31 protein-coding genes and 1 tRNA gene are annotated in these 23092 nt (G+C 65.8%); 9 read left to right on the top strand and 23 right to left on the bottom strand.

Annotated elements, in window-relative coordinates:
• Positions 1-91 precede the first annotated feature (91 nt).
• The 9 genes from ACZ50N_RS21205 to ACZ50N_RS21165 form a co-directional block, all read right to left on the bottom strand.
• A complete protein-coding gene (locus tag ACZ50N_RS21205; protein ID WP_464473701.1) occupies positions 92-259 on the bottom strand; it encodes a hypothetical protein in 168 nt (55 codons plus the stop codon).
• Positions 256-474, bottom strand: a complete 219-nt coding sequence (locus tag ACZ50N_RS21200; protein WP_464473700.1) for a hypothetical protein — start codon at positions 472-474, stop codon at positions 256-258. The genes ACZ50N_RS21205 and ACZ50N_RS21200 overlap by 4 nt, the downstream gene beginning before the upstream one ends.
• 69 nt (positions 475-543) lie before the next feature.
• Complete coding sequence (locus ACZ50N_RS21195; protein ID WP_464473699.1) at positions 544-795, bottom strand: helix-turn-helix transcriptional regulator; 252 nt, start codon at positions 793-795, stop codon at positions 544-546.
• Positions 796-867: 72 nt separating this feature from the next.
• Positions 868-1089 carry a hypothetical protein gene (locus ACZ50N_RS21190; RefSeq protein ID WP_464473698.1) on the bottom strand — a complete coding sequence of 74 codons (222 nt, stop codon included), beginning with the start codon at positions 1087-1089 and terminating at the stop codon, positions 868-870.
• 253 nt (positions 1090-1342) lie between these two features.
• The gene (locus ACZ50N_RS21185) at positions 1343-1768 is read right to left on the bottom strand and encodes an ATP-binding protein (RefSeq protein ID WP_464473697.1); all 426 of its coding nucleotides are present in this window, start codon (positions 1766-1768) and stop codon (positions 1343-1345) included.
• Positions 1769-2074: 306 nt separating this feature from the next.
• Positions 2075-2545, bottom strand: coding sequence for a hypothetical protein (locus tag ACZ50N_RS21180; protein WP_464473696.1), 471 nt, complete (start codon positions 2543-2545; stop codon positions 2075-2077).
• Positions 2542-3117 carry an HNH endonuclease signature motif containing protein gene (locus tag ACZ50N_RS21175; RefSeq protein WP_464473695.1) on the bottom strand — a complete coding sequence of 192 codons (576 nt, stop codon included), beginning with the start codon at positions 3115-3117 and terminating at the stop codon, positions 2542-2544. The genes ACZ50N_RS21180 and ACZ50N_RS21175 overlap by 4 nt, the downstream gene beginning before the upstream one ends.
• Positions 3114-3347 carry a hypothetical protein gene (locus ACZ50N_RS21170; protein WP_464473694.1) on the bottom strand — a complete coding sequence of 78 codons (234 nt, stop codon included), beginning with the start codon at positions 3345-3347 and terminating at the stop codon, positions 3114-3116. The genes ACZ50N_RS21175 and ACZ50N_RS21170 overlap by 4 nt, the downstream gene beginning before the upstream one ends.
• Positions 3348-3351: 4 nt before the next feature.
• Positions 3352-3642, bottom strand: coding sequence for a hypothetical protein (locus ACZ50N_RS21165; RefSeq protein ID WP_464473693.1), 291 nt, complete (start codon positions 3640-3642; stop codon positions 3352-3354).
• A gap of 134 nt (positions 3643-3776) precedes the next feature.
• Here ACZ50N_RS21165 and ACZ50N_RS21160 point away from each other — a divergent pair, with 134 nt between their 5' ends.
• Positions 3777-4193 carry a helix-turn-helix domain-containing protein gene (locus tag ACZ50N_RS21160; protein ID WP_464473692.1) on the top strand — a complete coding sequence of 139 codons (417 nt, stop codon included), beginning with the start codon at positions 3777-3779 and terminating at the stop codon, positions 4191-4193.
• A 17-nt stretch (positions 4194-4210) separates the two neighbouring features.
• Complete coding sequence (locus tag ACZ50N_RS21155; RefSeq protein WP_464473691.1) at positions 4211-5377, top strand: tyrosine-type recombinase/integrase; 1167 nt, start codon at positions 4211-4213, stop codon at positions 5375-5377.
• A 44-nt stretch (positions 5378-5421) separates the two neighbouring features.
• Here the strand turns inward: ACZ50N_RS21155 and ACZ50N_RS21150 are convergent.
• Positions 5422-5494 (bottom strand) — tRNA-Arg (locus ACZ50N_RS21150).
• Positions 5495-5637: 143 nt separating this feature from the next.
• On the opposite strand from ACZ50N_RS21150, the gene ACZ50N_RS21145 reads away from it, so the two are divergent.
• The 3 genes from ACZ50N_RS21145 to ACZ50N_RS21135 are packed head-to-tail and all read left to right on the top strand — an operon-like array spanning position 5638 to position 7126.
• The gene (locus ACZ50N_RS21145; protein ID WP_464475689.1) at positions 5638-6291 is read left to right on the top strand and encodes a hypothetical protein; all 654 of its coding nucleotides are present in this window, start codon (positions 5638-5640) and stop codon (positions 6289-6291) included.
• Positions 6288-6854, top strand: coding sequence for a cytochrome c oxidase subunit 3 (locus tag ACZ50N_RS21140; protein ID WP_046364383.1), 567 nt, complete (start codon positions 6288-6290; stop codon positions 6852-6854). Before ACZ50N_RS21145 ends, ACZ50N_RS21140 begins: the two co-directional genes overlap by 4 nt.
• Positions 6855-6856: 2 nt before the next feature.
• Positions 6857-7126, top strand: coding sequence for a cytochrome C oxidase subunit IV family protein (locus tag ACZ50N_RS21135; RefSeq protein WP_464473690.1), 270 nt, complete (start codon positions 6857-6859; stop codon positions 7124-7126).
• Between the two features lie 4 nt (positions 7127-7130).
• Here ACZ50N_RS21135 and ACZ50N_RS21130 read toward each other — a convergent pair whose 3' ends face one another.
• On the bottom strand, positions 7131-7955 hold the full coding sequence (locus ACZ50N_RS21130) for an LLM class F420-dependent oxidoreductase (RefSeq protein ID WP_111511298.1): 825 nt from the start codon (positions 7953-7955) through the stop codon (positions 7131-7133).
• Positions 7956-8089: 134 nt separating this feature from the next.
• Between ACZ50N_RS21130 and ACZ50N_RS21125 the strand changes: the two genes are divergently transcribed.
• On the top strand, positions 8090-9184 hold the full coding sequence (locus tag ACZ50N_RS21125; RefSeq protein ID WP_464473689.1) for a glutamate--cysteine ligase 2: 1095 nt from the start codon (positions 8090-8092) through the stop codon (positions 9182-9184).
• Here ACZ50N_RS21125 and ACZ50N_RS21120 read toward each other — a convergent pair.
• The 12 genes from ACZ50N_RS21120 to ACZ50N_RS21065 form a co-directional block, all read right to left on the bottom strand.
• The gene (locus tag ACZ50N_RS21120) at positions 9181-9903 is read right to left on the bottom strand and encodes an anti-sigma factor (protein WP_048424020.1); all 723 of its coding nucleotides are present in this window, start codon (positions 9901-9903) and stop codon (positions 9181-9183) included. The genes ACZ50N_RS21125 and ACZ50N_RS21120 overlap by 4 nt on opposite strands.
• Positions 9900-10508, bottom strand: a complete 609-nt coding sequence (locus ACZ50N_RS21115) for a sigma-70 family RNA polymerase sigma factor (protein ID WP_046364379.1) — start codon at positions 10506-10508, stop codon at positions 9900-9902. The genes ACZ50N_RS21120 and ACZ50N_RS21115 overlap by 4 nt, the downstream gene beginning before the upstream one ends.
• A gap of 16 nt (positions 10509-10524) precedes the next feature.
• Positions 10525-11292 (bottom strand): DUF1365 domain-containing protein, encoded by a 768-nt coding sequence (locus ACZ50N_RS21110; RefSeq protein ID WP_046364378.1) that lies wholly within the window; start codon positions 11290-11292, stop codon positions 10525-10527.
• A gap of 46 nt (positions 11293-11338) precedes the next feature.
• Entirely contained in the window at positions 11339-12403 is a 1065-nt protein-coding gene (locus ACZ50N_RS21105) for a poly-gamma-glutamate hydrolase family protein (protein WP_046364377.1), read from the bottom strand.
• On the bottom strand, positions 12404-13630 hold the full coding sequence (locus ACZ50N_RS21100) for an Nramp family divalent metal transporter (RefSeq protein WP_464473688.1): 1227 nt from the start codon (positions 13628-13630) through the stop codon (positions 12404-12406).
• Positions 13631-13723: 93 nt separating this feature from the next.
• A complete protein-coding gene (locus ACZ50N_RS21095; protein WP_464473687.1) occupies positions 13724-13933 on the bottom strand; it encodes a hypothetical protein in 210 nt (69 codons plus the stop codon).
• A 31-nt stretch (positions 13934-13964) separates the two neighbouring features.
• Positions 13965-14213: a hypothetical protein gene (locus tag ACZ50N_RS21090; RefSeq protein ID WP_046364374.1), complete on the bottom strand. Its 249-nt coding sequence runs from the start codon at positions 14211-14213 to the stop codon at positions 13965-13967.
• A gap of 20 nt (positions 14214-14233) precedes the next feature.
• Entirely contained in the window at positions 14234-15310 is a 1077-nt protein-coding gene (locus ACZ50N_RS21085; protein ID WP_048424030.1) for an NAD(P)H-dependent amine dehydrogenase family protein, read from the bottom strand.
• A gap of 8 nt (positions 15311-15318) precedes the next feature.
• Positions 15319-16110 carry an SDR family oxidoreductase gene (locus ACZ50N_RS21080; protein WP_464473686.1) on the bottom strand — a complete coding sequence of 264 codons (792 nt, stop codon included), beginning with the start codon at positions 16108-16110 and terminating at the stop codon, positions 15319-15321.
• A 55-nt stretch (positions 16111-16165) separates the two neighbouring features.
• Positions 16166-17116: a non-homologous end joining protein Ku gene (gene ku, locus ACZ50N_RS21075; protein ID WP_133414636.1), complete on the bottom strand. Its 951-nt coding sequence runs from the start codon at positions 17114-17116 to the stop codon at positions 16166-16168.
• Between the two features lie 9 nt (positions 17117-17125).
• Positions 17126-18082, bottom strand: coding sequence for a carbohydrate kinase family protein (locus ACZ50N_RS21070; protein ID WP_464473685.1), 957 nt, complete (start codon positions 18080-18082; stop codon positions 17126-17128).
• Positions 18079-19494 carry a mannitol dehydrogenase family protein gene (locus ACZ50N_RS21065; protein ID WP_464473684.1) on the bottom strand — a complete coding sequence of 472 codons (1416 nt, stop codon included), beginning with the start codon at positions 19492-19494 and terminating at the stop codon, positions 18079-18081. The genes ACZ50N_RS21070 and ACZ50N_RS21065 overlap by 4 nt, the downstream gene beginning before the upstream one ends.
• 280 nt (positions 19495-19774) lie before the next feature.
• Between ACZ50N_RS21065 and ACZ50N_RS21060 the strand changes: the two genes are divergently transcribed.
• The 3 genes from ACZ50N_RS21060 to ACZ50N_RS21050 are packed head-to-tail and all read left to right on the top strand — an operon-like array spanning position 19775 to position 23090.
• The gene (locus ACZ50N_RS21060; RefSeq protein WP_464475688.1) at positions 19775-20722 is read left to right on the top strand and encodes a sugar-binding transcriptional regulator; all 948 of its coding nucleotides are present in this window, start codon (positions 19775-19777) and stop codon (positions 20720-20722) included.
• Positions 20723-20733: 11 nt separating this feature from the next.
• A complete protein-coding gene (locus ACZ50N_RS21055) occupies positions 20734-22107 on the top strand; it encodes an ABC transporter substrate-binding protein (RefSeq protein WP_464473683.1) in 1374 nt (457 codons plus the stop codon).
• Positions 22107-23090, top strand: coding sequence for a carbohydrate ABC transporter permease (locus tag ACZ50N_RS21050; RefSeq protein ID WP_048424015.1), 984 nt, complete (start codon positions 22107-22109; stop codon positions 23088-23090). Before ACZ50N_RS21055 ends, ACZ50N_RS21050 begins: the two co-directional genes overlap by 1 nt.
• The last annotated feature ends 2 nt before the right edge of the window (positions 23091-23092 follow it).

The following is a 23092-nucleotide window of genomic DNA, read 5'->3' as shown; positions in this document are numbered from 1 at the left end:
GTTACCGGGGTGTTCGCGTTTCGCAGATGTGACACGAAAACCGCCCCGGACAGGTTCATCCGTGGCGGTTCTTGGTCTCCTTTGGTGAGGTCTACGCAGCGCTACCCCCGTCAAAGTCAGCGGGGTAGAAGAACAACGGTGCGTCGCTCTCCACGACATCCGCCAACGTCGCCATCTCACACTCGACACCTGCCCTGTCCAGCTTTGCCAGCAGGTCGGCGGTTTCGGGGCAGGGTTCGGAGTGCTCATGCCCGTTCACGCTGCCACCGCCACCAGTTGGTCACGCAGAGCCGCGATTTGAGCCTTCATGTCCGCGATGAACGGGTCAGCCGCGTTGATGACGGTTTCCGCCATGCGGTTGCCGTCAAAGATGAAGTCGGTGTTCGTGCGCCACTCGTCCACGCGGCGCAGTTGCTCGGTGAGATAGTCGATTTCGTCCTGAAGGGTTGCCTCGGGGTTGAACTTGTGGAACATGGTAGTATCTCCGTATCTGTTTGATGTTGTACTGATTCCCCACGGTTGCCGCCGTGGGGTTTCGTCTTTCTAGGACTTCTCCAGCCGCGTGACGCGGCTCTCCAAGTCACGAACCCGGCGCGCCAATTCCGCCGTTGTCGGTTCGCCGCTCGACGCCAAAAACTCCTCTACGTCGGCGCGGCGATACACGATGGTGCGGTGTCCCGTGCGGGTGAACCTCGGGCTAGTTCCACGGTGCCGTCGCGCGGCTAGCGTTGCGGGTGTGATACCCAGCAGCGCAGCCACTTCCGCGCTTGTCAGGGTGTCGGGCTTCGGGCTCATTGGTCTCCTTGACGGGGTAGATGGGGCGGGGAACCGTGGTTGACACAAGCGGGGCTCCCCGTCCCCGTGGACTTACGCCGCGATGGGCTCGGATACGGCGGTCAGGAACTCGATGAGAGCCGTGACGCCCTCGAAATGCTCCAGGTTGTCAGCGGTCACGCCCAGGTGGTACACATCCCAGTAGAGATATACGTCCTTCTTCAGGTGAGCGATAACGGCGTCCGCGATGGCGTCGCCGTGCTCGGCGGTCACGTTCTCCCTCACGGCGGCGAAGAACTCGTCCAGCTCGGGCATGTCGTCATACATGGTTGTCTCTCAATCTGTTTGGTGTTGTGGTTTCGGGGTTGCCGCCCCGTCTCTCTTGTAGTACCTACTCTACCATTCATTACATAGTTTGTAAGGAATAATGGTGTGACGTTCATCACAAACACGGTGTGTTGTCTTGCGGGACAGGCAAACTGGTGCTGATGCGACATTAACAGGGTGCAAGGCATACATGACACACCGCCCGCCTCCACAATGGAAACGGGCGGTGTTGTTGGGTGGGTCAGACCGCTGCGGGCTCCAATTCGACAACTTCCATGCTGTCCGCGACGCTGCGCGGTATCCCGCGCAGGGTGCGCGTCGTGATGACCAGTGTGACGTTCACCTGCCGTCCCAGTCCCGTGATCCGCTCCACAGCGTCCCAGTCGCTTTCGCCCAGCACAGGATCGTCCAGGATGACGGTGTGCGGGGTCTCGTCGTAGGCGCGGCGCTCTGCACGGTCGTACACCAGGTCTCGCGCCTTGGTGACGGCGCGGCGGGCGTTGATGGTGACGGTGATGCCTTCGACGTTTGCCCATTCCGGTGCGCGGTACTCGGAACCGGCGACGACGGTGACCGATTCGCCGCGTCCAACCGCCTCTCGGGCAATTCCCTTGGCGGTGTAAGTGAGTCCGCTGCCTGGTCGTCCAGTGATGAGGGTGTGTGTCATGTTCTTCTCTCCTTCGTTGAGTGTGTGGGATGGTCTCCGGTGTGCGTGTGAAGTTGTCACGTCCCGCCCTGGTAGGGCTTGCTACGAAACGGGTCGGGGTCAAGGTCAAACGTGATCGGAGCGCTCGGTGGTAGCGACGTTGGTTTCGGGGTGTTGAGCCCCGCGATACGGTTCGCCGCCGCGAACACCTTCTCCGCAAATCGTTTCAGCACGACGCATCATCTCCTCTGTCGCTGGTCGCAGCAGCGACGTACACCGCCGCCAGAGTGAGCTTCTCGTCAACGGTCAGCTCGGGCTCGTTGTCCATCACAGCCAGTCACTTTCGTTGTCGTTGGTGTTGAGCACACAGCAGCACTCGGGGCACCTACCGTCCTCCGTGCACGCATCGACACCCACGTGAGTGCCGCAGAACGGGCAGTCCCAAGCGATGCGGTCACGGTCTAGGGTCTCCGTGATGTAGGTGCGTGCCAAGGTGTTCCACACGATGCGCAGCTCGGACAATGCGGTGTCCCTCGTCGCGGGTGCGATAACCGTCAACACGCCGCCCGCACGGTTCCAGTCCTCGTAGTACCGCTCGTTGATCACCTGCGCGGCGTCTAAGCACTTGCCCCACTGCGCGGTGAGGCGGGCGAAAGGTTCGGGGAACTCGGTACCTGAGCAGCGGGCACTGTCCAACGTCGGGCGGGTGCCATCGGCGAACACCGTGGTGAGTCCGGTGAGGTAGTTCTTGGCTCGGAACGCGGGGGTGTAGTCGGTGTCCCAGGCTTCGGTGTTCACGCGGCGTCCTTCTGTTGGTCGATGAGTGCTCGGGCAACCGTCGCGCCCGCGTCCTCGGCGGCGCGACGAACAATGAAGTCGATGAGGTCGGTCTTGCGGATATACCGCTCACGGTGGTTGATGACCACTTGCGATAGCTCCCCGTCATGGACAGCGCGGCGCATGATGCGGCTCTGAACGCCGATGAGCGCGCCCACATCTCGCATGCGGATCAGTCCGTCAGCAGCGGGGTGCAGGGCAACTCGCGCCAGCATCTCGCGGTAGTCCCGCCGCCAGTGAATGCCCGTCCCACGCCAGGCGTTCACGCGCCGTGTGACAATTTCCAGGTGGGCAGGGTTGACGCAGCGCTTGGTACCGCACACCGAATGGTCAAGGGTGAAACCGTCCGGGATCACGCCGTGACGCTGTTCCCATGACACACGATGAGCCAGGTAGCTCGTCTTTGTCCTAATGAGCCCGAACGTCCCGTAGCCCTTGCCGTTGGTCGATGCCGTCCACAGCCAGCAGTCACCCGCAGACGGGGACACCTTGTCCCAGAAACGGTCAAGCTCGGGTCCGGTGAAGGTGGTCACGCTGCGCTCCATCCCGGAATGAGTGGATACGCCCATCTGGGCAGCGCCGCTTCCAGCAAACCCAATACTGGCTCACCGTCAACGGTGAACATCTCGATGACTTCGTGAGCCTCACGCAACGCGGTACGGGCGGCAGCCTCGGACGGGAAAGTGCGTGAGGTGACGCGCCCACCGTGCCGGACTCGCAACAGCACGCGGGTATTCCGCAGCGGTTGGATGGTGATGGTCACGGGACTACACCGCCACCTTCGCAGTGGCGGAGAACTCGCCCAGGCGCAGGAATGCACGTACAGGCTCGGACGGGATGACCCACCGCTGACCGATTCGGGTGAATGGCACCGGAAACTCGTTGGTGTCGTTCTTGGCGTCCTTGGTTGCCAACCGGTGCAGCGTGCTCGGGTGCACATCCATCAGCACCGCCAAGGCGGACAAGTCGATAGCGCTACGCGTGAGCACACGTTCGGTGGCTTCCTCATGTGTGGGTAGCCGCCGCTTGTCGTCTTCGGTCTTGGTGTCGTCGGACATGGTGTGCTCTCTTGTGCGGTTCAGCCGCTCGGCTGTGCAGACTATCTGCTCTGACAAACAGACTAACACACGTCGCTCTGAATGGCAGAGCGCAAACACGCGGGTATAGAGCAGCAAGTGTTACTCTGTGCCGTATGTCCGAAAAGCACACGTCGCAGGTGGTCGGTGCGAACCTTCGCCGCGTCCGTACCGCCGAAGGCTCTACGACACGTGTGTTGGCGGCGGCGGTCGCCGAACAGGGTGTCCCTATGTCCTCGTCGGGGATCACCGACATCGAAGCGGGCAGGCGCGGCGTGTCCGTAGACCAGTTGACCTGTCTAGCAGCGGCTCTCGGGGTGTCCCCGCTGGCGCTTCTCACCCCGATACCTGATGACGAAAACCCCGACACCGATGTGCTGTTGTCGGGGACTAGCTGGGAGAAGGCAGGGGATATGTACCTCTGGCTCAAAGGGGAGCAGTCACTGTCCCATGAGATGTTGGACGACTTCGAGCGTGAGGCGTTCCGCCGCGCATCGAACCCGCCCTGGACATACAAGAAGGGAGCATCCTGATGGCTGGTAGACCGCCGTTGCCGATTGGCACCTACGGCAAGATTCGCCGCGTCGAGATGGCACCGGGGCAGTGGCTTGCTGAAGCTAGGTTCCGTGACCGTGACGGGGAGACCCGCCGCGTCAAAGCAACAGGAACCACGGGAGCCCGCGCCGAAGCAGCACTTCGGGAGAAGCTGAAAGTCCGCAAGAGTCAAGGCTTCACCGAGTCATTGACCGCCGAGTCCACCGTGGCTGACCTCATGCGTCGCTGGCTGGTCGAAGTGGACGGTTCGGGGCGCACAGACCAGACCAAGGACTATTATCACCGCGCCGTCGAGCAGTTGGTGATTCCGGGTCTGGGGAAGTTGCGTATCCGAGAGCTTGACCCGCAGCGGGTGGACGGCTTTCTTCGTGGTCTGGAGGTTCGTGTCCGCGATGCCCGCACCACATTGCGGCAGGCGTCGAGCATGGGTGTGCGGTTTGGGCTGTTGGAGTTCAACCCCGTCAACGACACCTACACCCCGCCGCGCAAACGGGGGAAGCCGAAAGCGCTCACCGCTGACGACGTAGAGGTGTTGTTGGGGCGTATCACCGTGTGGCAGGCAGCGCAGTCATTCGGACCAAAACGCGGCTATGACCTGGTGGAGATGTTCACGCTTCTGCTGGCTACGGGTGCCCGTATCGGTGAGCTGTTGGCTATCCGATGGGAAGACGTGGAGAACCTGGACGATGACCCCGCCGCGCCGTGCAAGGTGACCATCGCGGGGACGCTGACCAACAAGAACAAGCGGCAGGCGTGGGGGAAGACTCACAGCAGCTACCGCACCATCACACTCCCCGAGTTCGGACGGGTGGCACTCAAGAGGCAGCGTGACCGTGCGTTACCGTTCGAGTTGGTGTTGCCGAACCGTGTCGGTGATCCCCGCAGTTTGTCGTGGGTTCGCAAGAGTTGGCGCGACATCCGTGGTGAGGACTACAAGTGGGTGACTCCGCACACCTTCCGCCGCACGGTGGCGACGATGGTGGAACGGCAGTTCGGTATCGAGTACGCCGCCAAGCAGTTGGGGCACTCCGATAGCGATGTCACGCGACGGCACTACATCGAGCGGGCGATGGCAGCCCCGGATACCTCCGCCGCGCTGGACGTGTTCGCCGACCGCCTGGGCAAGCCCGTCAGGCATTTACGACCTATAAACAACCCATAGCGGGTCATAATCCACCGAGTGCGTGACAAACACGCTGGTGAGAGTGCCCCCGGCAGGATTCGAACCTGCGACACCGGCTTTAGGAGAGCCGTGCTCTATCCCCTGAGCTACGGGGGCGACGCTGGGAGCTTACCGGGCAACGACCGCTGAACCCCAGTCCGGCCGATATGTCAAAAGTGACAAAACGTAGCGAAGCCGCCGGTAGCGTCCCGAGCGTGGAGCTGACACTGCAACGCATCGGCGCCTGGTCGGGCAGCATCATGATCATCCTCTACGGCGCCAGCTTCTCCGGCGTCGCGCAACTCTTCCCGCCGTTGTCGCCGACCGCCTCTGCCGACGAGATCGCAAGGTTCTTCGTCGACCACAAACTCTGGATCCGCTTCGGTGTCTCCGGAGCGTTGCTCAGCGCCGCGCTGGCGCTGCCGTTCCTCGCCGTCATCCTGCTGCGCATCAAGCGCGCCGAGGGCGGCTGGGGAATGCTGTCGATGACGCAATTGATGGCCGCCACGGTGTTCGTGCCGGCGTTGATCTTTCCACAGTTCTTCCTCGGGGTGGCCGCCTTCCGGCCCGAAGGCCGATCCGCCGAACTCACCCAGGCGCTCAACGACGTCTTCTGGCTGTGGTTCATCGGCATCGTCGGGACGATCATCGTCCAGAACATCACCCTGGCCATCGCCGCGTTCACCGACCAGGCCGACACCCCGACCTTCCCGCGCTGGTACGGCTACCTCAACCTGTGGGTGGCCACGCTGTCGCTACCCGGGTGCGTCGTGGTCGTTTTCAACGACGGGCCGCTCGCGTGGAACGGGGTGTTCGCGTTCTACATCCCCGGGCTGGTGCTCGTGATCTGGTTGTTCACCACGACGGCGGTGATCCTGAAATCGATCACTGTCGAGCGGGCACTGTCCGGGTGACCGCCGCCGTCCGCCGGGTGCCTGCCGAAAGCGGCACCTGGGTCTTCCTGTTCGGCGACATGCTCGTGTTCGGTGCGTTCTTCGTCACCTTCCTCGTCGAACGTGCAAGCGCACCAGAGCTTTTCGACGAAGCGCGAACCACCCTGCACATCGGCGTCGGGGTGGCCAACACGCTGGTGCTGTTGACCAGCTCGCTGTGCGTCGTGCTCGCTCTCAACGCGATGCGCGCCGCGCAGCGCACCATCGCCACCCGCGCGGCCGGTGCGGCGATCGCCTGCGGTCTGATCTTCATCGCTCTCAAGGTGACCGAATACGTCTCGCTCGCGCACGCGGGACACGGCCCGGGCGCCAACCACTTCTACCTCTACTACGTCATCCTCACCGGACTGCACCTGTTCCACGTCTGCCTCGGACTCGCAGCCTTGACGTTTCTCCTCACGCAGACCCGACGTGACGAGCTCAGTGCCACCCGCACCGCTTTGGTCGAAGGCGCCGCATGCTTCTGGCATCTGGTGGACCTGCTGTGGATCTTCCTGTTCGCACTCCTGTATCTGGTGAGCTGACGATGACGGTGCTGAAACTGCTCTCGAACCGCGCCGGGCTGAGCTGGCTGGTTCTGATCGCCGCCACCGTGGTCTCCTGGGCGGTGGGCGCCGAACACGGCACCGGCTCGACGGTCGGCGTCCTCGTGCTCGGTATCGCCGCGATCAAGGTGCGCCTCGTCGGCCTCGACTTCATGGAGTTGCGGCACGCGCCGATCGCGCTGCGTGCCGCGTTCGAGGCGTACTGCGTCGGGATGTGGGCCCTGCTCTCAGGGCTGTATCTGTGGCTCTAGCAGGCTATTTCAACAGTGCGATGACCTCGCCGAAGGCTTCGGCGTGCCGATCCTGCACCGTCACGTAGCTGATGCCGTAGCGGTCGCGGTAGCTGCGAATCCGGTCGGCCATGTCGGCCGCAGACCCTGACAGCACCCCCGGATGGCGCAGCAGTTCGTCGTCCGACAGGCCGGGCAGGAAGTGCCGCGGAATCGTCAGGTCCGGCATACCGGAACCGTCCAGCGGCATCGCAGTGACCGCGATGTTCAGTTCCAGGGCGTCGAAGCGGTCACCGGCCGCGTCGCGCACGAACGCGATCCGATCTGCCAGCGGATCCTCGTCGGCGTCGGGCGCCCGGTCCCCTCCGGTGAGCCCCACGATGTCGGCCATTCGAGCCGCGATCCGCAGGACCCGATCCCCGTTGCCGGCGATCATGATCGGCACATCGGGCGCGTGCTCGGCCAGATACGCGCAGGTGTCTCGCAGGTGCTCGACCCGCGCGCCCGCGCTCGGAAACGGAATACCTGCGGCGTCGAACTCTTCCTTGACGTAGCCCGTGCCCAATCCGAGGTCGAGGCGTCCCTCGGACACGTCGTGCAGCGCCGTCACGTCTCGCGTCAGTAGTGCCGGCCGATAGAACGCTGCGTTGAGGACGAACGTGCCGACCCGCAGGGTCGACGTCGCCATCGCGAGCGCCGTCATCACCGGAAACGGTGCCGGACCACCCAGGTGGTCCGGCACGTGCACCACGTCATAGCCGAGGTCCTCGGCCTGACGTGCGAAATCGTGCAGTTGCCGGCGTGACGTACCGCGCATCACGCCGATACCAAATCGGAACTCATCGGCCACGATCCGATCGTAGGGACAGGTTTGAACCGGATCCGGCAGGGGCATTAACGCTGCAGACTTTTCCCGCCGATCCGGCCCGTCGTTGAACACATCCGACGGGCCGGATCAAAATTTTCAGCAGGTTGTGCACGGCCATGGCAGACATCCCCACGATCGGCGTCGAAGAAGAATTCCTCCTGGTCGATCCGGATTCCGGCGCACCGCTGCCCCGAAACCGCGACGTCGCCGACCATGCCGCCCAGTTGGGGCTCGACCTGCAACTCGAGCTCACCAGCTGCCAGATCGAGACGGCCACAGACGTCGCGCACACCGCAAACGAACTCCACACCTCCCTGGTCCGGCTGCGACGCACCGCCGCCGACGCCGCCGATCAGGCCGGCGCGCGGCTGCTGGCGGCCGGTCTGCCCCCGACACTGCCGCACGACTTCCCGATCACCGACACTCCGCGCTATCGGGACATCGGCGACCGGTTCGGGATGATCGCCCATGAACAAGGCATCTGCGGGTGCCACGTGCACGTCGCGGTCCCGGATCGGGACGCGGCGGTCGCGGTGTCGAACCGCCTGCGCCCGTGGCTGCCGGCGCTGCTCGCGTTGACCGCGAACTCGGCGATCTACCGCAATGCCGACACGGGCCACTCGAGCTGGCGCAGCGTCCTGTGGGCGCGTTGGCCGAGCGCCGGCCCGCCACCGCACTTCGACTCCGCCGCGGAGTACGACGCCGCGGTGCAGATGCTGGTGCAGTCCGAGGTGATTCGCGACGACGGCATGGTCTATTGGGACGTGCGGCCCTCGGCCGACTTCCCGACCGTCGAGATCCGGGTCGCCGACGTGCCCGCGACAGTGGGGGAGACGGTTCTGCTCGCGGCGTTGGCCCGGGCAGCGGTGATGACCGCGCTCGCGGAGGAAGACCGCGGCGATCCGCAACCGACGGTGGATGCCTGGACATTGAAGGCGGCCTACTGGAAGGCCGCGCGGGACGGCCTGGACGGACACGGCGTCGACCTGAGCAGCAACACTGCCGCGCCGGTGCAGACGTTGCTGCAGAACCTGGTCGACTGGGTGCGACCGGCGCTCGAGGTCGCCGGCGACGAGGACCTGGTGCACCGCAGCCTCACCGCCGTCGTCGAGCACGGCAACGGGGCGATGCGGCAGCGACGGGCGTGGCGGCGCCGACACGACATGCGTGACGTGCTCGCCGTCGTCGCGGACGCGACCTTGGAGTTCTAGACCAGCGGGAGCTGGGCGAAGACCGGCGTGGTCGGTTCCTTGGACCCGCCGGGCGGTTCGACGGTGAATGCCAGCGACTGCGACGAGCCGAGGTCCGGCAGCACCGCCGTCGTCGACGGTGTGACCGCGCCGGCGTCCATCGTGCCCGCCGAGTGCGGACCGTCGGCGGCGACGAGCCACATCTGGTAGACCGTTCCCGCCTTGGGCGGCGTCACGTTGTTCATCACGAGCACGCCGGAGTCGCGTTCCCGGGAGAACACCACGGTCGCGGTACCTCCGCCGGGGATGTCACCCGACACGGTGCGCACATCGGGCGCTGCGAAGATCTGGTCGGTCGTGGACTCCGAAGCGCTCGGACGCATCGCGACTCCGACGCCGAGAGCGCCGAGGCCGACGGCGACCACGGCCGCCGCGGCTAGCATCACCGTCGCCCACCGGCGCCGTTTCGGGCCGAGGGAACGGACAGCTGCACCACCACCGCCACCGCGCTGGATCTGGCGCAGCACCTGAGCGCGCAGTTCCGGCGGCGGTTCGACGGCCGTGGCTTCGGCGATCACCGCCATCGTCTCGCGCACGGCGCGGACTTCGGCGCGGAACGCCTCGGCCACCTCGGGCGAGGCCTCGCTGAGCCGACGGTCGATGTCGTCGGCTTCGTGGTCACTGAGCGCATGCAGCGCATAGGGCGTTGCAAGGGTCAGCAGTTCTTCCGGGCTGGTCATGTCACCCCCAGGCATCGGCGGAGACCGCGGATCGCGTCACGCATCCGGGACTTAATGGTGGCAAGGTTCGTCGAAAGATGCTCGGAAACTTGCACATAGGTAAGACCGTCGTAATACGCGAGCTGGATGCATTCGCGTTGGGTGTCGGTGAGCGACCCGAGGCACGCCGCCACCTGGCGGCGCTCCTCGTCGAGGATCACCTCGTCGGCGACGTGATCGGTGGGCGGCTCGACGTTGGCGGCGCCGTACCGGGATTCCCGGGTACTGGCGGCCTGCTCGGAGCGCACCCGATCCACCGCTCGCCGGTGCGCCAGGGTCATCAGCCATGCCAGCGGCGACCCCGCCGACGGGTCGTAGGTGTGTGCGTTGCGCCAGACCTGCAGGTAGATGTCCTGCGTCGTTTCCTCGCTGTATCCGGGATCGCGCAGGATTCGCACAACCAGACCGAAGACCCGCGACCGGGTCTGGTCGTAGAGAGCAGCGAAGGCGTCCACGTCCTGGCGGGCCACCTGGCGCAGCAAAGCGTCGAGTTCGGCGGTCACGAGCGGTAGCCTAGCGGCTGCCCGCGGGCCGTCAGGTGAAGTCCTGAGCAAGGATGCCGTCATCAGGTGTGCCAGACGATCACGAGTGGTACACCTTCTCCCGCTCCTCGGAGGGGTGCGGCACCATCGGAACGCGTCGCAGGCGCAACAGGGTGCCCTGCACGCGCATGCTCAGCGCGTTCATCTTCGGTGCCAGCGGCGACACCACCTGCAGCGCCAGAATCTGAGCGGTTCCGACGGCCTTGCGGTCGCCCCGCATGGTCGCGACGAATGCCGGATGGTTCTCGCGGTGCAGCGAGATGCGCAGGTCCAGACGCTCGTTCGGGTGCGGCGCATTGATCAGGTAGTGGCCGTCGACGTCGTTGAACGGCGACACGTACAGCTTCTTCGTGACCATCGCGGGCCAGTCGCCCGACGGCGGGAGCAGGTAGGCGTGCCGCTCACCGCAGCTGTTCTGGACCTCGACGATGACATGCCGAAGCATGCCGTCCGGGCCGTGGCACCAGTAGAAGGTGAACGGGTTGAACACCGCACCGAGGACTCGAGGTTGCAGCAACGCAGTGACCCGGCCGCCGGCGAGGTCGATGCCTTTGTCGGCAAGGAACGCGTCGACGCGGCCGCGCAGCGTATCGACGGGAGCCGGCCACAGATGGTCGGCGGGGTCGAAGGTCGCGAACGCGCGAAGCCATCCCGGCACGTGAGGCATGTGGTCGAGATCGACCAGCCAGCTGTAGCTGCGGTGCTCGAAATAGTGATGCACCGGTGCACGCCGCAGGTGCGTGATCCGGGTGCGGTAGAGCGCTGCGGTCGTGTTCGCGGCGCCGCCCTGTTGTTCCACATCCTGTATTCGGAGCGGGCGGGGTTGCGGATTGCGCCCCGATGGTGTCCTTCTGTCAGTCCTGTCGCCAGGACCGGGCGGCCTGCACCAATCCCTGGACCAGGGCAGAGGTGGCGGGAGCCAGACCGTCGTCGCCCGGCAGGCCGCTGCGCGGGCTGATACCGCGCACCCGCGAGGAGAGTTCCAGTTGGGCGCCCCCGCCGCGGGGACGATTGACAGGGTTGTCCGGATGCAGGCCGCGAAGTTCGCGCGGGATCGCGTCGAGCTCGGTGATGACCCGGTAGCCCGGAATCTCGATGTGATCGGCGAGGTGCTGCGCCAGCTCCCGGTGCCGGCCGCCCGCCAGCAGCTCCGTGCTGCGCCCGATCCGGCCGTATCCGTGCAGCGATACGACGACGTCGACGTGGTCGAGGAAGTCCTTCAGCCGGGGTGAGTGCGCCGGATCGTAGAGCGCTGACGCGAGGTGGTGGGGATACCGGTCCGGGTGGTGGACGACGTAGAGGGACGCACCCGCGGCATCCGCGGCGCGGCGTGCGATCACGTCGGTCATCTGCTCCAGTCCGCCACCGTGGATGGCCAGGAACCCGAACCGCGACCGCAGCGCGCTCTCCTCGGAGATCCCGGGGGAGGCCAAGAGCTCTGACAGTGATTGCGGCGCAGCAGAATTCGGGGCCGTATCGCGGCGCGGCCACCGCGTCGGGTCCCACCGCTGGAGGAAGTCGATCCAGCGATGTGGCAGGCGATGGTGCTGGGCGCCCTCGAGGATCCGTTCCAGGTAACCGGGGCGCGGCGGGCCCGGTTCGACGCGGTGGTCGATGTAGACCCAGGCGGTGCGCTGGCCGTGGGCGGTGTGCACGGTCAGCGCGTCGCGCCGATAGCGCACCGGCACCCCTTCGGCGCTGTCCAGCGTCTTCAGGTCGTGGTCGGAGATGCGCCACACCACGCCGTGGACCACCCCGCCCGGCTGCGGTTCGACGGTGGCGACCCCGCGTTCGTTGATCAGCCAGTCGTGGTCGGCCAGCGTGGCGGGCTGCGGATCGGTGGCATCGGGGCATCGCTGCGCCATCTGGCGCACCGACAGATTCGAGCCGTACGCGAAGTAGTGGTGCCGCGCGGTCATTCAGCCCGTCAACGTCAGATAGATCAGCGCCACGTTGAGCACACTAATGAGTCCGGCGACGAGCCAGCCCAGGGCCGTGGTCAGCGCGCGGTTGACGTCGACGCCCATCAGTGCCCGGTCACTGGTCAGCCGGATCAGCGGAATCAGCGCGAACGGGATTCCGAATGACAGCACCACCTGCGACAACACCAGGGCGCGGCTCGGGTCCACCCCTGCCGCCAGCACCGCCAGCGCGGGCAGCAAGGTGATCAGACGGCGGGTCAGCAGTGGCACCGACCGGCGCAGCAGACCGTCCATGATCATCGCGCCGGCATAGGCGCCGACCGATGACGAGGCGAGTCCCGACGCCAACAGTCCGATCGCGAACAGCAGCGCGACGGTGTGGCCGAGCGTGTTCTGTACCGCGGCGAAGGCTCCCTCGATGGAGTCGGTGTCCGCGATTCCCTGCAGCGTGGTCGCGGCGACCAGCAGCATCGACAGGTTCACCGCGCCGGCGACGAGCATCGCGGAACCGACGTCCCAGCGGGTGGCGCGCAGGAGAGCCTTGCGTCGGGGACCTGGCGCGTGATGCCCGTGTCGGTCGCGCGTCAACCCCGAGTGCAGGTAGACCGCGTGGGGCATCACCGTCGCGCCGAGCATCGCGGCCGCCAGCAGGATGCTTTCCGGTCCGTCGAAGCGGGGCACCAGACCGCCGAGGGCCTCGCCGACGGGCGGAGGCGCCGCGAACAGGCTGGTGAAGAAGCCGATGGCGATGACCGCCAACAGGCCCGTGATGACCCGCTCGAACACGGTCTGGCCGCGGCGATCCTTGACCAGCAGCAGGACCAGTGACACCGCGCCGGTGATCACGCCACCCACCAGCAGCGGCAGATCGAACAGCAGATACAGCGCGATGGCACCGCCGACGACCTCCGCGAGATCGGTCGCCATCGCCACCAGCTCGGCCTGCACCCAGTAGGCCACCCGGGTCGGGGTGCTCATCCGGTCGGCCACTGCCTCGGGCAGCGATCGGCCCGTGACCACTCCGAGCTTGGCGGACAGGTATTGGACCAGGCACGCCATCAGGTTGGCGACGACGATCACCCATACGAGGAGGAAGCCGTACTGGGCTCCCGCGCTGACATTGGCTGCGACGTTGCCGGGGTCGACGTAGGCGATGGCCGCGACGAAGGCGGGGCCGAGCAACAACCACAGGGGACGGATCGGTGCTGCGACGTCGGGCTTCACCCGTGAGCCTTCTCTGTTCGTCGGTACGAAGAGAAAAGTTAGGTTAGACGAAAATCCGCGGTCACCGCAATGTCCGCGATGACGCGGAGCGGATCAGGGCAGGTAGCCGAATGCGCCGAAGGGGTAGTAGCCACCGCCCTGCCAGCCGCCCCAATTCCAGGGTGGCGGCGTCGCGGTGATCTGGGTGCTGCCGTTGGTCTCGCAGTATGTGATGGTCTTGCCGACGTCGCTGCACTTCGGCATCGCCGTCGCGACTCCCGCTCCGCCACAGGCGATCGCGACACCCGCACCGGCAAGTGCCACACAGCCCAGTACCCGACGCATCATCGTCGGCTCAGAGGACGTAGGGGCCGTAGCCCCAGCCGAAGCCACCCTCCCACGGCTCGGCATACACGCCGGGGCGGGAATCGATCTGGGAGTTGCCCGGTGATTCGCACACGGTGTTCGCGCCACCCTGGAAGCCGCCGCCCTCACCGGTCTGGACACAGGACGGCTGTGCCAGCGCAGCAGGTGCGGCGGCGATCGCGAGAGAGGCTCCGCCGGCGACGAGCACAGCGGCGAAAGTGGTCAGGCGGGCCTTCATGCGGAGTCCTTTCAGCAGGTTCAGGGCTTAGCGTACAGACCTTTGCCAGTCACGGGAGGTAAGTCGAGCGCTGTCACGATTCCCGGCGCGGCATCGATGACCGCGGGGATGGCGTTCACCACGCGAGCGGCCGTGGCGACCAGGCCGGCGTGGTTGTGGTCGCCGTGGGGACTGCTCAGGCACAGATCCACGGTGTAGGACGGTTCGCCGGTGATCTCGATCCGGTACGAACCGCCGGGTTGTGCGGGCTGCGGCCAGTCCGGACACAGATCGTCGCGCAGCCGCGTGACGTGTTCGAGAACCACCGCCACCTCGCCGTCTTTCATTCCACGCACCTCGAAACGGATTGCCGCCGTTGTGCCTTCGGCGATATGGCCGGAGGCGATGTCGAAGTCCTCGGGTGCGGGCACGCGAGTGTGGGTCTCGGTCACCTCGTCGAGTTCCAGGCCCAGGCCGGCGGCCAGCTGCCGCACCACCGACCCCCATGCGAGGCTCAGCACGCCGGGCATCAACAGCATCGGCGTCTCGTCGAGGCTGCCGCCGAAACCCATCACGTCGAACATCACGGTCGCGCTGTCGTAGGTGTCGTAGTTGATGATCTCCATGCAGCGGATCTGGCTGATGCTCTGGCAGGTGCCTGCCAACGCCATCGGTAGCAGATCGTTCGCGAAACCGGGATCGATCCCGTTCACGAACACGCTGGCATTACCGGTCTTCGCCGCCTCCTCGATCGGGGTCACCATGTCATCCGGCAAGACGCCCCACGGGTACTGCAGGAACACCGCGCTGCTTCCGACCACATTGATGCCGGCAGCCAGGATGCGCCGGTAGTCCTCGAGAGCCTCGGGCAACCGGTTGTCGGCCATCGCCGTGTAGACCGCGCAGTCAGGGGCAGTGGCGATGACAGCCTCGAGATCGGTGGTGGCCAGCACCCCGGTCGACACGCCGAGTCCGGCGAGTTCGCCGGCGTCGGTGCCCGCCTTGGCGTCCGACGACACCCATACCGCGGTGAGTTCGAACTGCGGATTCGAGATCAATTGCGCCAGAGCGTGTCTGCCGACGTTTCCGGTTCCGATGGCGGCGACGCGAATCGTCATGGTGTCCTTCACAGATCGGGGATGGGCAGTTCGAGGTTCGGGTAGGTGATGCCACCGTCGACCTCGAGGGTTTTGCCGGTGAGGTAGGCGCCGGCCGGGGACGCGAGGTAGACCGCGGCCGCGGCGATGTCGAGCGGATCGCCGAGCCGGCGCATCGGGGTGGCCTTCTCCATCGGCGTCCGCAGGTCGTCGTTGCTCGCGACGATGTCGAGGGCAGAGGTCAGGATGGAGCCGGGCGCGATCGCGTTGACGCGAATGCGGGGTGCGAGGTCGAGTGCCGACAGCCGCGTGTAGTGCGCCAGCGCGGCCTTCGCGGTGCCGTAGGCCGCGAAGCCGCGCCCAGCGACCCGCGACATCGTCGAGGTGATGTTGATGATGCTGCCGCCGCCGGAGTGTTCGAGCATCAGCGGCGCCGCGGCGAGCGTCAGTGCATGGGCAGTGGCGACGTTGAAGGCGAATGCGTCGCGAAGATCCTTGGTGGAGGTGTTCAACAGCGCGTTCGGCATGGTCCCGCCGACGTTGTTGACGACGATGTCTAGTCGGCCGAAGGCCTCCACCGCCTGGGCTGCCAGCGCCGCGGTGTCCTCGGCGTGAGCGAGGTCGGCGACCACGATGTGCGCACGCCGGCCGGCCGCAGCGACCTGCTCGGCGACCTCCTCCAGCTGGGCCTGTGTTCGTGCGGAGATCAGCACGTCAGCGCCCGCTTCTGCGAAGGCGGCAGCCATCGCCGCGCCGAGGCCGCGGCCTGCGCCCGTCACCACGGCCACCTGATCGTCGAGCCGGAATCTGTCCAGAATCACGGGCGTCACGCTAGCAAGCGCACCGCCACCTCGGTGGGCGTTTCTGGAACACGTTCTATTTCTTGGTCGCTGCTTTCTTCGCAGCCTTCTTGGCCGGGGCCTTTTTCGCCGCCTGTGTGGCCGGCGCCTTCTTGGCCGCCTTCTTCGCAGGGGCCTTCTTGGCAGGCTCCCCCTCTTTCTCGGAGCTGGAGTCTTTCTCGCTGCTGGAGCCCTGCTCCCTGCGGGCCTTCACACTCGCCTCGAGCTTGGCCAGCAGGTCCGAGACGTCCTCGGATTCGTCGAGTTCGGTGGGTTGCTCCTCGGTGGCGAATGCCTCGCCGCCTTCGAGCTTCGCCTGGATCAGCTCGTGCAGGTGCTCCTGATAGTCGTCGTGATACCGGTCGGGATTGAAGTCGTCGGTCATCGAGTCGACGACCTGGCTGGCCATCTTGAGCTCTGCGGGCTTGATCTCGACCTCCTTGTCCAGGATCGGGAAGTCGGGGTCGCGGATCTCGTCGGGCCACAGCAGGGTGTGGATCATCATCACGTCGCGCTTGCTGAAGTCCTTGACCCGTAGCGCGGCCAGCCGGGTCTTGTTGCGCAGCGCGAAGTTCACGATCGCCACGCGGTCGGTCTCTGCCAACGTCTTGGCCAGCAGCACATACGATTTCGACGACTTCCCGTCGGGTTCGAGGAAGTAGCTGCGGTCGTACATCAACGGGTCGAGATCGCTGGCTGGGACGAACTCCAGCACCTCGATCTCACGGCTGCGCTCCTCGGGCAGGGAGGCGATGTCGTCGTCGGTGATGATCACCGTTTGACCGTCTTCCGATTCATAGGCCTTGGCGATGTCGCGGTACTCGACGACCTCGCCGTCGACTTCACACACGCGCTTGTACCGGATGCGCCCGTTGTCCTTGGCGTGCACCTGATGGAACTTGATGTCGTGGTCCTCGGTGGCGCTGTAGACCTTGACGGGGACGTTGACCAGCCCGAAGGCGATCGAACCCTTCCAGATGGACCGCATCACCCCAGGCTAGCCGGGTCCACCCTCCCGCGGGCCGGACCTCGCCGCGGCCGCGTCGCGGGTCGCCCGATCGGGAAGATCGGCACCCGCCCGCGCGACGGTCAGCGCGGAGGACAGCGCAGCCGTCTCCAGCGCATGGGTCAGCGCTGGCTCAGAGAGTCGGCGCAGGTCGGGCCGGCGCTCGGCGCCCAGCAGGTCCATGTCCCACAGCGCATCGATGAGTCCTGCCATGAACGAATCTCCGGCACCTACCGTGTCCACCACGTCGACCGCGGGTGCCGCAACGGTGACGCTGCCGCCGGCGACGAGCCCGAACGCACCTCGCTCGCCCCGCGTCACGACGACGACGGCCGGCCCGAGGTCGAGCCACGTGCGCGCGATCTCCTCGGGCGAGTGTTCCTTGTCGTACCAGGCCAGGTCTTCGTCACTGACCTTGACGATGTCGCTGCGCTCGATCAGGCGGTCGATGCGGTTGCGCGCAGCGTCGGCGTCGTCGATCAGCGAGGGCCGGACGTTGGGGTCGAAGGTCACCGTCGCCGACGGGTGATACGTGTCGAGCAGTGCAGCCACCGCCCGACATCCCGGTTCCAGCACCGCAGCAATCGAACCGGTGTGCGCCACCAGCGGTGGGGGCACCTCGGGGGTGCCGCTCAGCGCCCACGCGATGTCGAATTCGTAGGTGGCTCCGCCGTGTTCGCCCAGTATCGCCCGGGCGGTCGGCGTGCGGGCGGCAGTGCTGCTGCCGGTCACCAGCTCGACGCCGGAGGCGTGCAGGTGTTCGGTGATGCGACGTCCGTGCTCGTCGTGACCGATGTGGGTGAGGAAGTCGACGCCGCGCCCGAGTCGGCCGAGCCCGACCGCGACGTTGAGCGGACTCCCGCCGACGTGCTCGCCGGTCACCTCCCCGTCGCGAATCACGATGTCGATCAGCGCTTCACCGATCACGAGTGCCCGTCGTCCGCTCACTGCGCATCACCGTTGATGAGTGCTTCCAGCGTGGCGCGTGCGCCGTGCTCGTGAAGCGACGCGAGCGACTCGCGGTAGGCCTCGACGAAGCGGGGCTGCTGTGCGAGGTCACCGAACAGCGCCGTGTTCTCGATGAACGCGCTTGCGTTGTCGCGTTGTGCCTGTGCCAGAGGCTTGAGGGCCTCGGCACGGTTGTCCTCGACGTCGATCGGTTCGCCCTGCTCGTCGACGCCTTCGGCGTAGCGCGCCCAGCTCGCGACGACAGCCGCCGAAATCTGCACGCCGCGATCGGCTTTCAGATTCGCACGGATCACCGGCACCAGCCACTGCGGGATCCGGTCCGAGGAGTACGCGCAGAGCCGGGCGATCGTATCGCGCACCCCCGGGTTGGCGAAACGCTCGATCAGGGTGCGCTGGTAGTCCTCGAGGTCGATACCGGGCACCGGGGCCAGGGTCGGGGTGGCTTCGGCGAAATAGCGCCGCAGCAGTTCGGCGAACAGCGGATCGCCGGCGGCATCGTGGACCAACCGGTAACCGGCCAGATACGCGAAATAGCAGAGAGTCTGGTGTCCGGCGTTGAGCAGACGCAGCTTCATCAACTCGTAGGGGGTGACGTCGTCGACCAGAAGGACATCGGCGTCCTCCCACGGCGGCCGGCCGTCGGCGAACGCATCCTCGAGCACCCATGCGGTGAACGGCTCGGCGATCACAGGCCACTGATCGTCGACACCGAATTCGGTTGACACAGTGTCGATCACTTCGGGCGTGGTGACCGGCGTGATGCGGTCGACCATCGAATTGGGGAAACGGGTGTGTTCGGCCATCCAGTCCGAAAGCCCCGGGTGAGCGGAGTCGGCGTATCTGGTGAAGGCATCCCGGGCGACATCGCCGTTGCCTTCGATGTTGTCGCACGACACGATCGTCGGGGACGCTACGCCGCGCTCGCGCCGGCGTTCCAGGGCAGCGGTGACGAGGCCGAACACGTTGATCTCGGGCAGGTCGTCGAGCTGGTAACCACCCTCGGTGATCGTCAGCGAGATGATGCGGGTGCTCGGTGCGGCCAGCAGCTCGATCACGACCTCCGGGTCGTCGGGTGCGTACCGGTAGTTGACGATCGACCCGATGACCCGTGCCTCGCGAGTGCCGTCAGGGTGTTCCAGCAGCAAGGTGTACAGGCCGTCCTGCGCGGCCATCACGTCGGCCATCTTGCGATCGGCGGGCAGCACGCCGACCCCGCAGATGCCCCACCCGTCGGCCAGCCCCGCGTTGAGGAGCCGATCGACATAGGCGGCCTGATGCGCCCGGTGAAAGCCGCCGACCCCGAAATGCACAATGCCGACACCGGTTTCGGCCCGGGCGTACGTCGGGGCGGGAATGGTCAGCTGCCGCAGCGTTCCGTTGTCGAGGTTCATGTCCGCGCCACCACCGTTGTGACGGTACCCCTGGTGGGCCCGATGCCGAAGGCCGTCTGACAGTGCGGAGCGCGCGGACCGACCCGATGTCGAAGTGTTGTGTGCATCACACTCAGCATGCTAACGTGATGAGCATCTACTCGCACCCCTGAGCATTTGCTCACGGGTGAGGCGTTCTGAGCGAGGTGGGTTCGTGGTCGCAACGGTTCCTGACGGTGACTTCGCTCGCCCCCTCGGCAAGCATCACGTCCAGCCCAACGAGCGCGGGTCTGCCGATGACCTGCGCCTCGCCCTGCGGGCGGCCACTCTCTACTACCTCGACGGGCTGACGCAGGCCGAGGTCGCGGCGCGGCTCGGCGTGTCCCGTCCGACCGCGGGCCGTTTGGTGGCGCGGGCGAAAGCGAACGGCCTCGTGCGAATCGAGGTCGTGGTCCCGCCCACCCTCCGCGACGACCTGCACGCCGACGAGGAGCGCGAACTCGAGCAGCGTTTCGGCCTGACCGAGGCGGTGGTGACCGGACATGGCGTCGACGTCGGTGCGCCGGGGCGGCCCGCGGCGTTCGCCAGCGTCGGCCGCGCGGCGGCCGCGCTGCTCGTGCGGCGCATCGCGCCCGACGACGTGCTCGGCTTCACCTGGGGACCCGAGCAGGTGGCCGTGGTGACGGCGTTGGCGCCGGGCGTCGCCAGCTGCCGCACCGTGGTCCAACTGGATGGCGCCATGTCAACGTCGGTGTACCAGACTGGCGTCGAATACATTCTCGACCGGTGCGCAGACGTGTTGCGGGCAAAAAGCATCCGACTCCCTGCCCCTTTGTACGCCGATCCATCGACGGTGGTCTCGATGCGCAGCGACTCTCTGATCTCGCGGACGCTCGAGGCGGGAAGCCGGGCCGATCTGATGCTGTTCGGTGTCGGCGCTGTCTCGACGTCGACCACCCTGTTCGAGGGCAGCTACCTCGACCTGACGATGCTCGACGAGCTCGTCTCCCTCGGGGCGGTGGGAGAGATCGGCGGTCGCTTCTTCGATGCGCACGGCGAACCCGTTGCCACTGAGTTGCAACAGCGGGCGGTCTCCGTCCCACTCGAAGACATCCGCGACTGCGCGAAGACGATTCTGATTTCCAGCGGGCAAGCCAAGCACATCGCCACGCTGGGAGCGCTTCGGGGGCGGCTCGCCCGCATGTTGGTGTGCGATATCGATTGTGCCCGTTGGTTGTTGGCTCAGTGAGGAGGCACGGAATGGTGAGACCTGGAAAGGTGAAGCGACTCGGGGTGGCGGTGGCCGCGTCGGGGCTTGTGCTCACCGCCGGCTGCGCCGGTGCAGGCAGTCTCGGAGCCTCGTCGAACGAGGTGACGATCGCTCTGGTGTCCAACTCGCAGATGACGGATGCGCAGAAGCTGTCACCGGAGTTCGAAAAGGAGAATCCGGGCGTCAAGCTGAAGTTCATCTCGCTGTCGGAGAACCAGGCTCGCGCCAAGATCACGATGTCGACTGCCATGGGCGGCAGCCAGTTCGACGTCGCCATGATCAGCAACTTCGAGACGCCGCAGTGGGCGAAAGACGGTTGGCTGCTCAATCTCTCGGACTACGCGAAGAACACGCCCGGCTACGACGAGCAGGACTTCATCCCGTCGCTGCGGCAATCGCTCTCCTACGAGGGCAACATGTACTCGGTGCCGTTCTACGGCGAATCGTCGTTCCTGATGTATCGCAAGGACATGTTCGAGAAAGCCGGGATCGAGGTCAGTCAGGACCCGAACTACCAGCCGACGTGGCCCGAAGTAGCGCAGTGGGCCAAGACGATCAAGGCCAAACAGGTCTCTGATGCGGGGATCTGCCTGCGCGGCAAGCCGGGATGGGGTGAAGTTCTCGCCCCTCTCGACACGGTCATCAACACCTTCGGCGGCCGCTGGTTCGACGAGAACTGGAACGCGCAGTTGAACAGTCCAGAGGTCAAGAAGGCGGTCGACTTCTACGTCAATACGATCAAGGAATCCGGCGAACTGGGCGCGTCCTCGACGGGATTCCAGGAGTGTGCCAACCTCTTCGGACAGGGCCAGACGGCCATGTGGTACGACGCGACGTCGGCGGTGTCGGTCCTCGAGGACCCGGCGACCTATCCCGACCTCGTCGGCAAGATCGGCTATCTGCCCGCGCCGATCGTCGAGAAGCCCAATTCGGGGTGGCTCTACACGTGGGCGCTCGGTATTCCCAAAGCCGCCAAGAACCCTGACGGCGCGTGGAAGTTCATCTCGTGGATGACCAGCAAGGACTACATGAAGCTGGTCGGCGAGAAGTTGGGGTGGGCTCGGGTGCCACCGGGCAGCCGCACCTCCACCTACACCGAACTGCCGCAGTACGAGGCGATTTCGAAGTCGTACGGGCCCCTGACACTGAAGTCGATCACCAACGCGACCCCGGACAAACCCACGGTCCAACCGGTGCCCTACACGGGCGTGCAGTTCGTCGGGATACCCGAGTTCCAGGATCTGGGAACACGGGTCAGCCAGCAGATCAGTGCGGCGATCGCCGGTCAGAAGTCCGTCGACGCCGCACTGGAGCAATCGCAGTTGTATGCCGAGGTCGTCGGCAAGAGCTACCAGGAGAAGTGATGACGACAACTTCACCACCCGCCGGCCTCACAACCGAGGCCGACGAAAGGGCGGTCGCCGAACGCGTTCGCAAGATCAAGGAGTCCCAGGACGTCGGCGTGAGCCGTGCGGAGGGCTGGCGACGGCGCGGCCCGCTGCTACCCGCCCTGATCTTCATGATCGCGGTGACCCAGGTGCCGTTCCTGTTCACGCTGTACTACTCGACGCTGTCGTGGAACCTGGTACGGCCAGGCTCGCGGCAGTTCGTCGGGGTGGACAATTACGTTGCCGTCGTGCAGGACAGCCAGTTCTGGTCGGTAGCAGGCAATACCGTCATCCTGATCGTCGGGGTGGTGCTGATCTCGGCCTTCCTCGGCCTGCTCATCGCGCTGCTGCTGGATCGGGCATTCTTGGGCCGCGGCGCGGTGCGCACCCTGCTGATCACGCCGTTTCTCATCACCCCCGTTGCCGGAGCACTGATCTGGAAGACCACAATCCTCGATCCGAACAATGGCATCCTCAACTGGGCGCTGTCGTTGGTGGGGATCGGGCCGGTGGACTGGATCGGGCAATTCCCGCTGTCGATGGTGATGGTCGAATTGATCTGGCAGTGGACGCCGTTCATGATGCTGCTGATCCTGGCCGGACTGACGTCGATGCCCCGCGATCAGCTCGAGGCGGGACGGGTGGACGGCGCGACGGCGTTTCAACTCTTCCGAGAGTTGACGCTTCCCCACTTGCGGCGCTTCATCGAACTCGGGGTGGTGCTCGGTGCCGTCTACCTGGTCAACACCTTCGACGCGATCTTCATGATGACGCAGGGCGGCCCCGGCGTCGCGAGCGCGAACCTGCCGTTCTACATCTATCAGCGTGCGTTCCTGGGCTTCGATATGGGCCAGGCGGCGGCGATGGGCGTGGTGGTCGTCATCTTCACGATGATCATCGCCAGCTTCGCGCTTCGGTTGATCTTCACATCGTTCTCCGGCAAGGAAGAGGCGGCCTAGTC

It is taken from the genome of Mycolicibacterium obuense (genome assembly GCF_055397605.1).
The sequence above is the reverse complement of the archived record's forward strand: the minus strand, read 5'-3'. Positions and strand labels throughout refer to the sequence as shown.

Excerpts from the sequence above, each read along its gene's own strand:
- ACZ50N_RS21200 (WP_464473700.1), bottom strand. The coding sequence starts at position 474 with ATGTTCCACAAGTTCAACCCCGAGGCAACCCTTCAGGACGAAATCGAC.
- ACZ50N_RS21195 (WP_464473699.1), bottom strand. The coding sequence starts at position 795 with ATGAGCCCGAAGCCCGACACCCTGACAAGCGCGGAAGTGGCTGCGCTG.
- ACZ50N_RS21190 (WP_464473698.1), bottom strand. The coding sequence starts at position 1,089 with ATGCCCGAGCTGGACGAGTTCTTCGCCGCCGTGAGGGAGAACGTGACC.
- ACZ50N_RS21185 (WP_464473697.1), bottom strand. The coding sequence starts at position 1,768 with ATGACACACACCCTCATCACTGGACGACCAGGCAGCGGACTCACTTAC.
- ACZ50N_RS21165 (WP_464473693.1), bottom strand. The coding sequence starts at position 3,642 with ATGTCCGACGACACCAAGACCGAAGACGACAAGCGGCGGCTACCCACA.
- ACZ50N_RS21160 (WP_464473692.1), top strand. The coding sequence starts at position 3,777 with ATGTCCGAAAAGCACACGTCGCAGGTGGTCGGTGCGAACCTTCGCCGC.
- ACZ50N_RS21145 (WP_464475689.1), top strand. The coding sequence starts at position 5,638 with ATGATCATCCTCTACGGCGCCAGCTTCTCCGGCGTCGCGCAACTCTTC.
- ACZ50N_RS21135 (WP_464473690.1), top strand. The coding sequence starts at position 6,857 with ATGACGGTGCTGAAACTGCTCTCGAACCGCGCCGGGCTGAGCTGGCTG.
- ACZ50N_RS21125 (WP_464473689.1), top strand. The coding sequence starts at position 8,090 with ATGGCAGACATCCCCACGATCGGCGTCGAAGAAGAATTCCTCCTGGTC.
- ACZ50N_RS21120 (WP_048424020.1), bottom strand. The coding sequence starts at position 9,903 with ATGACCAGCCCGGAAGAACTGCTGACCCTTGCAACGCCCTATGCGCTG.
- ACZ50N_RS21115 (WP_046364379.1), bottom strand. The coding sequence starts at position 10,508 with ATGACGGCATCCTTGCTCAGGACTTCACCTGACGGCCCGCGGGCAGCC.
- ACZ50N_RS21105 (WP_046364377.1), bottom strand. The coding sequence starts at position 12,403 with ATGACCGCGCGGCACCACTACTTCGCGTACGGCTCGAATCTGTCGGTG.
- ACZ50N_RS21090 (WP_046364374.1), bottom strand. The coding sequence starts at position 14,213 with ATGAAGGCCCGCCTGACCACTTTCGCCGCTGTGCTCGTCGCCGGCGGA.
- ACZ50N_RS21085 (WP_048424030.1), bottom strand. The coding sequence starts at position 15,310 with ATGACGATTCGCGTCGCCGCCATCGGAACCGGAAACGTCGGCAGACAC.
- ku (WP_133414636.1), bottom strand. The coding sequence starts at position 17,116 with ATGCGGTCCATCTGGAAGGGTTCGATCGCCTTCGGGCTGGTCAACGTC.
- ACZ50N_RS21065 (WP_464473684.1), bottom strand. The coding sequence starts at position 19,494 with ATGAACCTCGACAACGGAACGCTGCGGCAGCTGACCATTCCCGCCCCG.
- ACZ50N_RS21055 (WP_464473683.1), top strand. The coding sequence starts at position 20,734 with ATGGTGAGACCTGGAAAGGTGAAGCGACTCGGGGTGGCGGTGGCCGCG.
- ACZ50N_RS21050 (WP_048424015.1), top strand. The coding sequence starts at position 22,107 with ATGACGACAACTTCACCACCCGCCGGCCTCACAACCGAGGCCGACGAA.